Source organism: Chryseobacterium sp. FH1 (assembly GCF_000735135.1).
Lineage (GTDB): Bacteria > Bacteroidota > Bacteroidia > Flavobacteriales > Weeksellaceae > Epilithonimonas.
This window is the reverse complement of record NZ_JPLZ01000001.1, coordinates 11,366-23,738: the sequence shown is the minus strand read 5'-3', so window position 1 is coordinate 23,738 and position 12,373 is coordinate 11,366. Positions and strand designations below refer to the sequence as shown.

The 12,373-nt window shown below is 37.4% G+C and carries 12 protein-coding genes; 6 read left to right on the top strand and 6 right to left on the bottom strand.

Features of this window, described 5'->3' with window-relative positions:
• The first annotated feature begins 104 nt into the window (after positions 1-104).
• The 3 genes from IO90_RS00110 (at position 105) to IO90_RS00100 (ending at position 1,520) form a co-directional block, all read left to right on the top strand.
• Positions 105-341, top strand: coding sequence for a type II toxin-antitoxin system ParD family antitoxin (locus IO90_RS00110; RefSeq protein WP_034962734.1), 237 nt, complete (start codon positions 105-107; stop codon positions 339-341).
• Positions 334-630 carry a type II toxin-antitoxin system RelE/ParE family toxin gene (locus IO90_RS00105; RefSeq protein ID WP_034962732.1) on the top strand — a complete coding sequence of 99 codons (297 nt, stop codon included), beginning with the start codon at positions 334-336 and terminating at the stop codon, positions 628-630. The genes IO90_RS00110 and IO90_RS00105 overlap by 8 nt, the downstream gene beginning before the upstream one ends.
• A gap of 131 nt (positions 631-761) precedes the next feature.
• Positions 762-1,520 (top strand): TIGR03915 family putative DNA repair protein, encoded by a 759-nt coding sequence (locus IO90_RS00100; protein WP_034962730.1) that lies wholly within the window; start codon positions 762-764, stop codon positions 1,518-1,520.
• An 86-nt stretch (positions 1,521-1,606) separates the two neighbouring features.
• Here IO90_RS00100 and IO90_RS00095 read toward each other — a convergent pair whose 3' ends face one another.
• Positions 1,607-3,634: a TonB-dependent receptor gene (locus IO90_RS00095; RefSeq protein ID WP_034962728.1), complete on the bottom strand. Its 2,028-nt coding sequence runs from the start codon at positions 3,632-3,634 to the stop codon at positions 1,607-1,609.
• A 143-nt stretch (positions 3,635-3,777) separates the two neighbouring features.
• Between IO90_RS00095 and IO90_RS00090 the strand changes: the two genes are divergently transcribed.
• The 3 genes from IO90_RS00090 (at position 3,778) to IO90_RS00080 (ending at position 7,365) form a co-directional block, all read left to right on the top strand.
• Positions 3,778-4,287 (top strand): YceI family protein, encoded by a 510-nt coding sequence (locus IO90_RS00090; RefSeq protein ID WP_034962727.1) that lies wholly within the window; start codon positions 3,778-3,780, stop codon positions 4,285-4,287.
• 512 nt (positions 4,288-4,799) lie between these two features.
• The gene (gene ygiD, locus IO90_RS00085) at positions 4,800-5,627 is read left to right on the top strand and encodes a 4,5-DOPA dioxygenase extradiol (protein ID WP_034962725.1); all 828 of its coding nucleotides are present in this window, start codon (positions 4,800-4,802) and stop codon (positions 5,625-5,627) included.
• A 568-nt stretch (positions 5,628-6,195) separates the two neighbouring features.
• Entirely contained in the window at positions 6,196-7,365 is a 1,170-nt protein-coding gene (locus IO90_RS00080; protein WP_131450795.1) for a hypothetical protein, read from the top strand.
• A gap of 102 nt (positions 7,366-7,467) precedes the next feature.
• Here IO90_RS00080 and IO90_RS00075 read toward each other — a convergent pair whose 3' ends face one another.
• The 5 genes from IO90_RS00075 to IO90_RS00055 form a co-directional block, all read right to left on the bottom strand.
• Positions 7,468-7,914 carry a GNAT family N-acetyltransferase gene (locus IO90_RS00075; RefSeq protein WP_034962722.1) on the bottom strand — a complete coding sequence of 149 codons (447 nt, stop codon included), beginning with the start codon at positions 7,912-7,914 and terminating at the stop codon, positions 7,468-7,470.
• 93 nt (positions 7,915-8,007) lie between these two features.
• Positions 8,008-9,495 (bottom strand): histidine ammonia-lyase, encoded by a 1,488-nt coding sequence (hutH, locus tag IO90_RS00070; RefSeq protein ID WP_034962720.1) that lies wholly within the window; start codon positions 9,493-9,495, stop codon positions 8,008-8,010.
• A 79-nt stretch (positions 9,496-9,574) separates the two neighbouring features.
• Entirely contained in the window at positions 9,575-10,912 is a 1,338-nt protein-coding gene (locus tag IO90_RS00065; protein ID WP_228374622.1) for a metal-dependent hydrolase family protein, read from the bottom strand.
• A 94-nt stretch (positions 10,913-11,006) separates the two neighbouring features.
• The gene (locus tag IO90_RS00060) at positions 11,007-11,408 is read right to left on the bottom strand and encodes a lysozyme inhibitor LprI family protein (RefSeq protein ID WP_034962716.1); all 402 of its coding nucleotides are present in this window, start codon (positions 11,406-11,408) and stop codon (positions 11,007-11,009) included.
• Complete coding sequence (locus tag IO90_RS00055; protein WP_034962714.1) at positions 11,408-12,061, bottom strand: SGNH/GDSL hydrolase family protein; 654 nt, start codon at positions 12,059-12,061, stop codon at positions 11,408-11,410. The genes IO90_RS00060 and IO90_RS00055 overlap by 1 nt, the downstream gene beginning before the upstream one ends.
• Between the last annotated feature and the right edge of the window lie 312 nt (positions 12,062-12,373).

The following is a 12,373-nucleotide window of genomic DNA, read 5'->3' as shown; positions in this document are numbered from 1 at the left end:
AAACAGGAAATAATATCGCTTTTGACATTATAAAAGAATCATTTTCATATGTCCATATTTGCTAAATTTGGATATTAATTGTAATTTCGAGGAAAGAATTTAAAATGAATGTCAGTTTCACAAAAAAGCAGGAAAATTATATTTCCGAACAGATAGAGTCTGGGGATTTTCAGAATGCCAGCGAGGTTGTACGTGATGCTTTGCGTCTCCACGAAGTTTATCGCCATCGCATTATTCAGGATTTGAGAAATGAAATTGAGAAAGGTTGGGATGGTAATTCAAGTTTCAGGTCGATAAAAGATATCATCAAATCTAAGAAGAAAGATAATAGCAATGTCTAAAGAATTCTACATTCTATCAGAAATTGCTGATGTAGATTTGGAAGATATTTTCGATTATACAATGAATGAGTTTGGATTTGAACAAGCGGAAAAATATCTCACTGAGATTGAAGACGTTTTTCAAAGTTTGCTTACAAATCCAGAAGTAGGGAAAGCGCGAAATGAAATAAAAATAGGTTTGTACAGCTTTCCAAAAGACCACCATCTCATTTTCTACAGGATTTTGGACAATGATATCCGAATTGTAAGAGTGCTCCACGGAAGTCGAGATGTTCCGAGATATTTTTAATTTAACAATTTTCTCAGAAGTTGACTTTGTTTTAATTTAAAGGCTTCGACTCTGCTCAGCCTGACAATTCTAATGAAATGATATACGATGTCACACTGAGCGGAGTCGAAGTGTTAACAATATATTTAAAAATGACAACCCTCCTCTACGACGGCAGTTTCGACGGACTTTTAACCGCAGTATTCGAAGTTTTTGAATACAAGTATAAAGACGTGGAAATCAGAAACAGAGAAAGATTTCAACAGGAAAATATGTTCGCCGAAATCCACGAGGTTGTGACGCAAAACAAAAAATCTGACAGAGTTTTAAAGAAATTAGAAACAAGCATCGGAAAGTCTGGCATCAAACAATTGCTGATGGTTTTCCTCTCAGAACTTCCGGAATCCGAAGATTTGATTTTTTCTGCCATCCAGCAATCGATTAAAAGTCCAGATGATAATGTCTTGCAGAATTTCGCTAATGATGATATTCTTCAAATCTCAAAAATCTGTAAATCAGTCAGTCGAGAAAGACATCGGATGACTGCGTTTGTCAGGTTTGAGAAAATGAAAGACGATATTTATTTCGCCAAAATCGACCCTGATTTTGATGTTCTGCCTTTGATCCGGAAACATTTCAAAGACCGATATGCTGACCAGAAATGGATGATTTATGACCTCAAACGCCATTACGGATTGTTTTATGATTTAAAGGATTGTGAATTTTTCTATCCGGATTCGTCCTTCAATCTGAATCAATATCAGCAGAAATTCCACGAGGAAGAAGTCAATTATCAGGAACTTTGGAAAAGTTATTTCACGAAGACCAATATCAAGGAACGGAAAAATATCAAACTCCACGTTCAGCACGTCCCGAAACGTTATTGGAAATATTTAACAGAGAAATTTTAAAACTCGCGCAGATTTTGCAAGTCGAGCAGGTTAAGATGATAAATCTGCGTCATCAGCAAAATCTGCGAGACATTTTTCAATTTAAATTACAACTGAATATTCGCGCCCAATACAAAATTCCGTTTTGCCGATGGATTATAAAATCGGTTTCCAAAAGCATTGATGTCAAATCCCAAAACATATTCCTCATTGTACAAATTTTGGATTTGAAAAAACAAATCCAACCTTGCTTTTTCGAATTTAATAGGATAACGAAATTGGATATTCGAAACCAAACTTGGTTCCGACCAAACAGAATTCGCGTCTGTCAAAGGAATTTTTGAAGTCAGAAATTGAGAATAATCAACGGCTAATTTTTTAAAGAAAGTAAAATTCAACAAACTGTTGATGCTGGTTTTCGGAACGCCGGTCAAGGTATTTCCTGAGAAATCAGAAGTTCCCTGAACATAATTTTTAAATTTAAAATCATAAATGCTTCCCGAAAATCTGAATTTGAAATGACTCAAAACATTATTCTCTAAATCAAAACGCTTCGATTCCAAAAGAAATTCCCAACCTTTCTGAACCGTGTTTCCCTGGTTTACAAAATATTCCTGTCCAGCTTCATTCTGCCTTCGAACAATCGCATCCTTCATTCGAAAATCGAAATAATTAACTTCCAAGAAAATGCTATTCCCAAATTGTTTCCGTACGCCAATTTCTTTATTCCAACCATATTCCGGAACGAGATTGAAATTGAATTCCTGGTTGGAAGAACGAATCTCTTCATTCGTCGGCGCCGAGTTTCCTTTCCCGATTTTCCCTCTCACAGAAAATCCTTTGTCCAAAACATAGGTCATCCCAAAATTCGGCAACCATTGGTTTTTGAACTTTACATTTCCAGTTTCAGAAGTCGGAAAAATCTTTTCCCATTTGTAAGCATTAGAATTTAAACTAATGGAAATATCAGTAAATAACCGCTCATTAAAATTCAATTTCTGCGACAGAAAATAGAATCCGGAATTGTTTCTCAGCTTATCAAAATTCTGCGGATTGCCTTCTGTTCCGCGGTTATTGTCGAAGTTTTTGATGAAGATTGGATTGGTCGCACCTTCGTAACCCAATCGCCATTCCGCAGAAACCTTGTCCCAGTTTTTTTTATAATTGAAGTGTGTTCGCAACGCATAATTACTTTCAAAACGGTTTTCAAAATTGGTAATGAAAGGATTCTCAAAATCGACATAAGAGCCTTGAATCAAAACAAAATGTGAAAGTCCGTTCGTCAATTGATATTGATTGGAAAGTCCGGCCAAAACCATTTTGTTACTGATTCCTGCATTCTGTTCTTTCGCTCCGGGAAGCGTTGCCGTTGCTGGTCGGGCTTGTTTTCTGTTGGCTTCCATCTGCGCCAAAGTCAGTCCGCCAGGCGTTTCATAATCCAAATCGGAGAAGAGGAGCATCGCCTTCAATTCTCCTTTGTCAGAATATTTGAAATTATCCTTAATGAAAATCTGTTTTCGCTCAACCGCCGATTGTTCGCGGTAAGAATCGGTTCTGTAGTAATTTTGATAAACCTGGAAAAAGTGCTTTCCCAATTGCTTTGAAAAATTTATACTTTCATTAAAAGTCCCATAACTTCCAGACGAAAGATTCAAAGACAGGTCATCAGAATTCTGAGTTTGAAGCAACAAAGTTCCGCCAGTCACCGCACCAAAATCACCACTTTCCGGACCTTTGTAAATCTCGATTTTATGAATTAAATCCGGCGAAATCTGATTAAAATAAGTATTTCCCGAAGCATCAGACAAAATAAAATCATCCAAATAAACTTTCACATTCCGAACGCCAAACGGCGAACGCAAAGAACTGCCTCGCACCGCAATCCTGTAGCTTCCCGGCGAACGTTCTTCCATTCTCGCACCAGCAATTTGGTTGACAGATTCCAACAAGCGGTCAGGCGGATTCTGAGAAAGCAAATTTTCCGAAACCACAGAAACCGATTTGGTAGAGGCAATAAATGAAACCGGTTTTTTGTAAGCATCGATTTTGACTTCCGAAATCAAAGCCACAGAATCGCTCTTCTGGGAAAAATAAAACACGCTGGAAAGTAGAAATAGAAAGGAAAGTTTTTTCATTGTTTCAACACAGAAATCTTTGTGCCGAAACAAGGCAATCGTTAAAAAATTCACAAAAAAGTAATTCTTAACTTACATCAATGTGAGGCGGAGCTCGGCGCTATAAATTTGCACTATAATTAATCAACAAAATATTAAAAATTATGGCAACTAAATGGTTATTAGACCCAACGCATAGCGAGATCACTTTCAAAGTAAAACACTTGATGATTTCCAACGTGAAAGGAGAATTCACAACTTTTAACGCAGAGATCGACGCAGAAGATGACACGTTCACAAGCGCGAAAGTTTCCGCTTTCATCGATACAGATTCTATCTTCACCAACAATACAGACAGAGATAACCACCTGAAATCAGCAGATTTCTTCAACGCAGAAGCTAACCCGAAAATCACTTTCGAAGCTTCAACTTTGAACGGCGATGTGACTGGAAACCTAACATTGAACGGCATTACCAAAGAAATCACTTTGGACGTGGACTTCGGAGGTATCAATTCGGATCCTTGGGGCAATACTAAAGCAGGTTTCTCCTTCGAAGGAAAGATCAAAAGGTCAGACTTCGGCCTTACTTGGAACGCAGCATTGGAAACAGGCGGTGTGATGGTGAGCGAAGAAGTGAAAATTGCAGGAGAACTGCAGTTCGTAAAACAATAATACATCATAGTATTTTTATAGTTTGAGTTTTTAAAGTGTGAACAAGAGCAACTTTGTTCACGCTTTTTTGATTTCAATTGTAATGATTTGGGCAGCTTTTCCGCCTTCCGTTCCCAATCTTTTTTGCAGACTATTTCTGTCTAAATAGAACTTGAGCAGACGCAAAAAAGGATTTCCACTCAAGTCGGGCTGCAGATTCTACATAAAAACAAGCTTTGTTATAAACACGAAGTTTGCCATTCCACAGGAAACCTAACGAAGTGTTTTACGAAGTCAATCTCGACAGTTTAGATTCCTACGGAATGACAATATTATGTCAATAAAAATCTGCTTAATCAGCCAAATCTGCGAGAAAAATTTCATCAAAATTATTTCCCCAACCCTAAAAGGGAGTAATTTTAATTAAATTTTCAAATTATTTTCTACTGTCATCCTGAGCGGAGTCGAAGGAGTAGAAAAATGGTTTGAAAATACATTTTACATCAATACATTTTACTTTTTACAAAACAAAAATGAACCTCAACGACCTTTCCAACATCTCCGATAACTTCAAAACCACACAAAAAATGCCCGTCCTTTTCCTCGGACACGGCTCTCCGATGAACGCCATCGAAGAAAATATTTTTGTGCAAGGTTTTCGAAACATCAGCAAAGAGATTCCAAAACCGAATGCCATCATTTGTATCTCGGCGCATTGGTTTACCAACGGTACATTTGTCACAGCAATGGAACTTCCGAAGACCATTCACGATTTTGGCGGTTTCCCACAAGCCTTGTTTGATGTTCAGTACCCGGCAAAAGGAAATCCAGAATTGGCCAAAGAAACTGCAGAATTATTGTCTCCTGTTTTGGTGGAAGAAGACCACAATTGGGGATTGGACCACGGCGCGTGGTCGGTTCTTCGTCATCTTTATCCCGATGCAGATATTCCTGTTATTCAGTTGAGCATAGATTACACAAAACCACCACAATATCATTTTGACTTAGCGAAGAAATTGTCCAAACTTCGAGAAAAAGGAATCTTGATTATCGGAAGTGGAAACATCGTTCACAACCTCAGATTGATCGACTGGAAAAATATTGATACTGTTGGTGCCGGCTGGGATTGGGCGATAGAAGCGCGCGAGAAAACTAACAATTGGCTTCTTGACGGCGATTTTCAGAAACTCATCGATTATCAAAAACAAGGTACATTTTTGCAATACGCCGTTCCAACGCCCGACCATTATCTGCCGTTGATATATAATCTCGGACTGAAAGACAAATCAGAAGAATTATCCTTGTTCAACGATTCGTTGATTGGCGGTTCATTGAGTATGACATCATTAAGAATCGGATAGATATTTCCAAGAATGTTCCATCAGGAGAAATTTGTTAAATAAACAACAAAATTAGAAATAAAAAAGCTCCGTAGAGGCGACCTGTTTGTAGAATAAGTGAATCGTCAAAATATTAGAGCTCCGTAGGTGCTATATTTTGTCTGTGATTTAGCATTGGATGTGTCGCTCCTACAGAGCTTATACTTGCTTATCCTTGTGCTTCTACAAACATCTCGCTCCTACGGAGCTTTTTATTTACAGTGTAATTTCGTTTTCTATTAATAGGTCATCTCTTTGGGATTTTCAAAAATATAATCTCTCGAAATTAGTTAAGGGATTCAAATATTTCATTGAAATGGAGAACTGTTCAATTGAGCTAAGCATCTTGTTAGTTGAAGTAATCATCGGGCAGTTTAATAAACCGCGTAACGGGAGTCAAGCGAAATTCATTATTTTACAAAGGGTTGGAGGGTTTTACTTGATAGTAAAAGGGTTTGCTTTTTAGAATTAAAACAAAATTGAACTTCAAAATGATTTTCCTTAGGAGAAATTTCTTTTTTATTTGATTATATTCGAAAAAATATATCACGTGAAGTTTTTACAGTTTTTATTTTTTTTCTTTGGGACGTTGTTGTTTTATTCCCAGATCATTTCAGGTAAGATTCAAACCGAAAGTGGTTCTTCAGTTTCTGATGTCAATATTTATCTGGATGGAACCAAGATCTCCACACTTTCAATCAATGACGGAAGTTTCAAACTTGATGTTCAAGGTCAGAAAAGTGGAAACTTGATTTTCCAGAAAGACAACTACGAAACCAATATTTTCCCATTGAATCAAGCGATTGGGAAAACCGTAAAAGTGGTCATCAATCCGCAGAACGAGATTGAGGAAGTAATTATCATTCCTTACACAGAGAAGGCTTACAAAGATTTTATTAATTATTTTTTGGATAAATTTATCGGTTTCGATCGCGATGATGTGAGAATCAAAAATCAAAGAACGCTCAAGTTTTCTTACGACAAAAAAAATAAGTTCTTGAAGGTGAAGGCGCCACAAACTTTGGTCATCGAAAATAAAAAATTGGGTTACACGATTCAGTACAATCTGATCAATTTTCAGGCAGATTTTAATAGTAAAAGCACCAGTTATATTGGAACTTCATTTTTCAAAGAGACGAGTTTCAGAAAAGAAATTGTTCTGAATCGAATGAATGCTTACAAGGGAAGTCTGATGCACTTTTTTAGAAGTCTTTACAACAACGAGCTGGAAAAAGAAGGGTTCATCGTGAATCACGCCAAACGAATCCCAAACCCAAATTATCCTTCGGAAGCCGAATTGCAGAAACTGAAAGACCATTTCAACATCAAGAAAACACAGAATTCGACGTTGCCTTGGACGGACGAATTAGAAGCCATTTCGCAAAAGAAAAGTAAAAATTCTGAGTTCCTGATGGCGATTCTAAAAACCAAAATCAAGGAATCGGAGTTTACAAAACGAAAAGATGGAAGGTTGTTTTTGGACTTTGAAGATCTGCTGATGGTGAATTATCAGAAGTATTACTATGAAATCAAAAAAGGGGAATTTGTAAAATCTGGAGGAGTTGTCACGCAATCGTCGATCCTTCATCCCGAAGCTTTGGAATTTGAAATCTTCAAAGAAGGTCTTTCTTCCGAGCCAGATCAGTTGATTTTGGAAGAGCATTTTTCTAATCAAAATGTTTCAAAAATGTTGCCTTTGGATTACCAGTTTGGGAATTGATTTTTTTAAATTGTTCTAAAAATAATTCCCGCAGATTAGGCAAATTTTGCAGATTTAATTTGTAAAAAGATTTGCTAAATCTACAAATCCGCGAGAGAAAATCTATAATTCCTTCTCAAAGCAAACGCTGTTTTCCACGCCTGCATATTGCCCATAATTGGGAATGATTTTGTAACCGCATTTTTGATAAAGTGCAACAGCTTCGGTTTGTCTTTTTCCAGTTTCGAGAATGGTTTTTTCGTAACCTAATTCTTTAGTCCAAGTTTCTAATTCTTTTAAAATGGCAGAAGCCAGACCTTTTCCACGTTGTTCCGGAAGCGTGAACATCCTTTTGACTTCCATCGATTTTTCATCAAAAGCTTTAATGGCGCCACAAGCAACGGCCTCATCATTATCAAAAATGACGATACAGTTTTTTAGCGAATCAATTTTGTTGTATTGATCATAAAAACCGTGTTCATCACCATCCATTATGGCGAGATAAGCATCCAGTTGTTTTACGAGATTTTGGAAGTCTGGGTTTTCGGAAGTTGTTCTTAGGGTTTTCATTAATATAAAGATGATTAAATGTGCTTCGACTCCGCTCAGCATGACATCTCAAATAAGAAAAACGTGTCAGTCTGAGCGGAGTCGAAGATTTTTTTAATTTACAATCAGTTTTCTTTCTCTAATCAAATCAGCAATTTTCAAAATATCCTCACCAATCAATCGGTCATTTTCCAATTTCGGAACTACAGAACGAATAATTGCATAATTCTTCTCAACAATTTCCGAGCAAACTGCAGGTCTTCTGAATTCCAGACCTTGTGCTCCAAACATTAATTCAATCGCCAAAATATTTTCAAGATTCCCAAGGATCTGATTGAATTTTCTTCCCGAAATACTTCCCATAGAAACGTGGTCTTCCTGACCTAAACTTGTCGGTATAGAATCTGCGGAAGCTGGGAAACAAAGCGTTTTGTTCTCTGTAACCAATGCTGCACTTGTATATTGCGGAATCATAAAGCCAGAGTTGAGTCCAGAACTTTCTACTAATAACTTAGGTAAACCGTATTTCCCTTCCAACAAAAGATAACTTCTTCGGTCAGAGATATTTCCAAGTTCAGCTGCTGCCAATGAACAATAATCCAGAGGCAAAGCCATCAATTGTCCGTGGAAATTCCCGCCGGAAATAGATTCTTCTGCACTTAAAATAATTGGATTGTCGGTTACAGAATTCAATTCTGTGTCTGCCATTTGCTTCAGATGTTCAAAAGCATTTCTGCTAGCCCCGTGAACTTGTGGCACACATCGCATCGAGTAGGGATCCTGAACGCGGTCGCAGAATTCGTGCGACTTCAGATTGTCGGAATCTTTCAGGAGGTTTCGCATTCTTTCTGCCACTTTTCGGCTTCCGTCAAACGGACGAATGTCGTGCAATTCTTTTTTGAAAGGACTTGCAGAGCCTCGATAAGCTTCAAGGCTCATTGCCGCAGTCAAGTCTGCCAGATCCAAAAGATATTCAAATTTTGATAATCCAATAATGGCGTGAGCGAGGATGAATTGTGTTCCATTGATCAATCCCAAACCTTCTTTCGGACCAAGTTTTAAAGGTTGAATATTGTGCTTTTCTAAAACTATAGCTGTTTCAACCGTTTTATCATTTTCCCAAACCTGGCCTAATCCCAAAAGAGGTAAAACCAAATGTGCCAAAGGCGCCAGATCTCCAGAAGCTCCAACAGAACCTTGCTCCGGAACAACAGGAATGATGTCTTTTTCTAACATCAATATCAATCGCTCGATCACGTCCAAAGAAACTCCCGAAAATCCTTTCGACAAAGCGTGGATCTTGGCAATTATCATTATTTTGGAAATATTCTTATCAATCGGTTTTCCAACACCAACGGCGTGAGAAATAATCAAATTGTGCTGAAGTTGAGCTGTTTCCGATTCTGATATTTTGGTGTCGCAAAGTGGTCCGAATCCTGTATTGATACCGTAAACCGTCCTGTCAGAAGCTACAATTTCTTGAACATTCTTTTGCGACTTTATAATTTGTTCTTTTGATTTTTCACTGAGTTTTGCAAGCGATGGATTTTGTGCTATTTCCAAAACATCCTGATATCCAAGCGTATCGATTCCGTAGATCATTACTAAAAAATTTTGCCTAAAAATACACTTTTCGGTAAGAATTTACGGCAGGAAATTATATGAATCTTAGATTTAGATATTACTTCAAAATATTCTTATAGATCACGCCATCTTTCATAATGATCAGGAATTTGTTTTCAGGGTCTGCGACCAAGTTGATTTCCTTCAAAGGGTTTCCATCTACGAGAATCAGATCAGCATAAGCGCCTTCTGTGATTTCTCCCAAATTTCCTTTTTGGTAAGGATTTCTTTTTCCGCTCATTCTCAAGAGTTCTGCGTTTGTGGAAGTTGCCATTTTTAAAATTTCAAAAGGATGATACCAGTTGATCAATTTGGCGAGTTGCTTTCCTTGCTTCTCAGCCAACTTTGGATCAAAAAGAACATCTGTTCCCCAAGCTGTTTTGATTTTATATTTCTTGGCCAAGGCATAAGCTGTTGCCGTGCCTTTTGTCATTTCGATTTGTTTAAGTTTATTAGGAGATCCTGCCGGAAGTGGATTGGCATCTTCATCATCCAAAAAAGGTTGCAGGCTCCACCAGATTCCTTTTTGTGCCATCAATTTTGCCGTGGCTTCATCTGCCAATTGTCCGTGATCGATACATTTTACGCCGGCATCTATCGCTGTTTTTATCGCCAAAGGTGTGTAGGCGTGAACAGTGACGTATGTTCCCCAGTTTTCTGCCGCAGAAACGGCTGTTGCAAATTCTTTGCTTGTATATTGTGTTACGTCTAGCGGGTCATAGTCCGAGGAAACGCCTCCTCCTGCCATCAGTTTCAGTTGCGTTGCGCCTTGTCTCAGTTGTTCTCTGGATCTTAATAATACCGCATCTTCACCATCTGCAACAGCTACCATTCCGTTTCTTTCGGCGTAAGACAGTTCTCCAATTTTTCTTGGAACATCTGTAGGCAATCCAAAGTCGCCGTGTCCACCGGTCTGCGAGATGAAAGCACCGCTGGAATAGACTCTAGGTCCGGTTACCAATCCCATATCAATAGCTTTGGCAAGCGACAGAGAACCGCCTCCCAAATCTCTAACGGTGGTGAAACCTCTTAGCAATTGTTTTTCTGCAGCTTTTGCGGCAAGCAAGTTCAACATTGCAAAATCTGATGTCATCGCCTGCATTTTGGGAACAGATTCAAAAAGCAAATGGACGTGGGCATCTATCAATCCTGGCATCAGGAATTTGCCTTGTCCATCTATGATTTTGGTAGAGCCAGATTTGTCTGTAGGAATCGGAGATTGGGATATCTTGGAAATGATGTTGCCCTCAATCAGAATATTTCCTTTTACAAGTTTGTTGTCAATCCCATTGAAAATCTCGACATTATTGATGAGTATTTTGGTGGGCTGGATTTGAGCATTGATTTTGAGGCACAAACTCGATACTAAAGTGATAGCAAAAAGTAGATGTTTCATTTTCATAGTGTTATTGGTTTTAATGGAGAATTATTTTCCTAAAAATACATTTTTTAACAATATGAATATAGAACTTTACTTAAATATTCGATTATTAGTAGTCATATTGATAATCATAATCTTTTATTTGAATTGCTCTTGCTTTTATAATCTCCAATTTTTTATTCTCTGCGATGACGTAAAATATTGTTCCTTTCTTCACATCAAAATAATATTTGTCAATCAATTTGAATTCAGAATCTCGGAAGAGAATCCAATTTCTCTGCGCTTCCACCAATTCCTTTTTTCCATTTTTTGAAAGTTTTTGGCTTAATGAAATATATGATTTGTTAAGTTCTTTATCCCAGGATTTTTGAGCAGAATTGATACAGTTTCTTTGGCCAGCCGTAGAATTATCTTGAGCCAAACATTTTTCTAAATCTTTGTCAATTTTATTTTGAGCGAATGATAAAATACTGTTTATAAGAAAGAATAGGATAACAATTGCCTTTTTCATTATTTTAAATTTTTCATCAAGATGGCTTCCATTTTTTCGTAACCCAGTTTGTTCGGGTGGATTCCGTCTTCTGCGATTTCTTTAGGCAAACCATTTTTGTCGTCTTTCAAAGGCGTGTGATAATCGATGTAGGTGATTTTGTTTTTCTGAGCATAATCTTTTATCATTTGATTCAGTGTAATCACTTTGTCAGCGGGCATCATTCCTTTTCTCCAAGGGAAATCGGAAGCGGGAAGTACAGAACAGAGGACAACATTAATATTATTTGCTTTTGCCAATTCCACCATCGAAACAATATTTCCAAAAACTTTATCCAAAGAAATAGGACCTTGATTTTCCGCAATATCATTGGTTCCAGCGAGGATAATCACGCGTTTTGGCTTCAATAAAATCACATCTTCCCGAAATCTTAAAAGCATCTGCGAAGTCACCTGACCACCAATTCCTCTTCCGACGAAATTGTTTTTGGTGAAAAATTCCGGGTCTGTGGCAAACCAGCCTTCTGTGATAGAATCGCCCATCAATACAGAGTTTGGTGTTGTTGTTTTGGATTTTACTTCTTGATTTTGTTTCTGATATTTGCCGAAGTTGGCGAAGTCCTGAGCGTGAGACATTGTAGAAAATAAAAGGATAATAAAAGTTAGGATTTTCATTTTTTCTGATTTATAATCAAATATATGAAATAAGGAGAAGCGGAAATTACATCAAGAAAATAAAATGTCTTTAACAGCTTTTTTGAGTTCTACATCAACCACAAAAGTTACAAAAGGTGATGACGTTTTTTAACTTTAGCAGAAGTTCAAAAAAGAGTAATACTTAAGCTTTCCTTTTTTGTTCTTTTTGAAAAGCTTTTGTAAAATATTCTTTTGTGACTTTTGTGGTTTAAGTATTTTAAAAAGGCTTTAATACGTTTCAAGCCTTAGCTGAGCGAAGCGCCTTTGCGAACCTCACATATTTTTTAAATC

Excerpts from the sequence above, each read along its gene's own strand:
- IO90_RS00075 (WP_034962722.1), bottom strand. The coding sequence starts at position 7,914 with ATGAAAACCCTAAGAACAACTTCCGAAAACCCAGACTTCCAAAATCTC.
- IO90_RS00100 (WP_034962730.1), top strand. The coding sequence starts at position 762 with ATGACAACCCTCCTCTACGACGGCAGTTTCGACGGACTTTTAACCGCA.
- IO90_RS00095 (WP_034962728.1), bottom strand. The coding sequence starts at position 3,634 with ATGAAAAAACTTTCCTTTCTATTTCTACTTTCCAGCGTGTTTTATTTT.
- IO90_RS00090 (WP_034962727.1), top strand. The coding sequence starts at position 3,778 with ATGGCAACTAAATGGTTATTAGACCCAACGCATAGCGAGATCACTTTC.
- IO90_RS00110 (WP_034962734.1), top strand. The coding sequence starts at position 105 with ATGAATGTCAGTTTCACAAAAAAGCAGGAAAATTATATTTCCGAACAG.
- IO90_RS00060 (WP_034962716.1), bottom strand. The coding sequence starts at position 11,408 with ATGAAAAAGGCAATTGTTATCCTATTCTTTCTTATAAACAGTATTTTA.
- ygiD (WP_034962725.1), top strand. The coding sequence starts at position 4,800 with ATGAACCTCAACGACCTTTCCAACATCTCCGATAACTTCAAAACCACA.
- hutH (WP_034962720.1), bottom strand. The coding sequence starts at position 9,495 with ATGATCTACGGAATCGATACGCTTGGATATCAGGATGTTTTGGAAATA.
- IO90_RS00105 (WP_034962732.1), top strand. The coding sequence starts at position 334 with ATGTCTAAAGAATTCTACATTCTATCAGAAATTGCTGATGTAGATTTG.
- IO90_RS00065 (WP_228374622.1), bottom strand. The coding sequence starts at position 10,912 with ATGAAACATCTACTTTTTGCTATCACTTTAGTATCGAGTTTGTGCCTC.
- IO90_RS00055 (WP_034962714.1), bottom strand. The coding sequence starts at position 12,061 with ATGAAAATCCTAACTTTTATTATCCTTTTATTTTCTACAATGTCTCAC.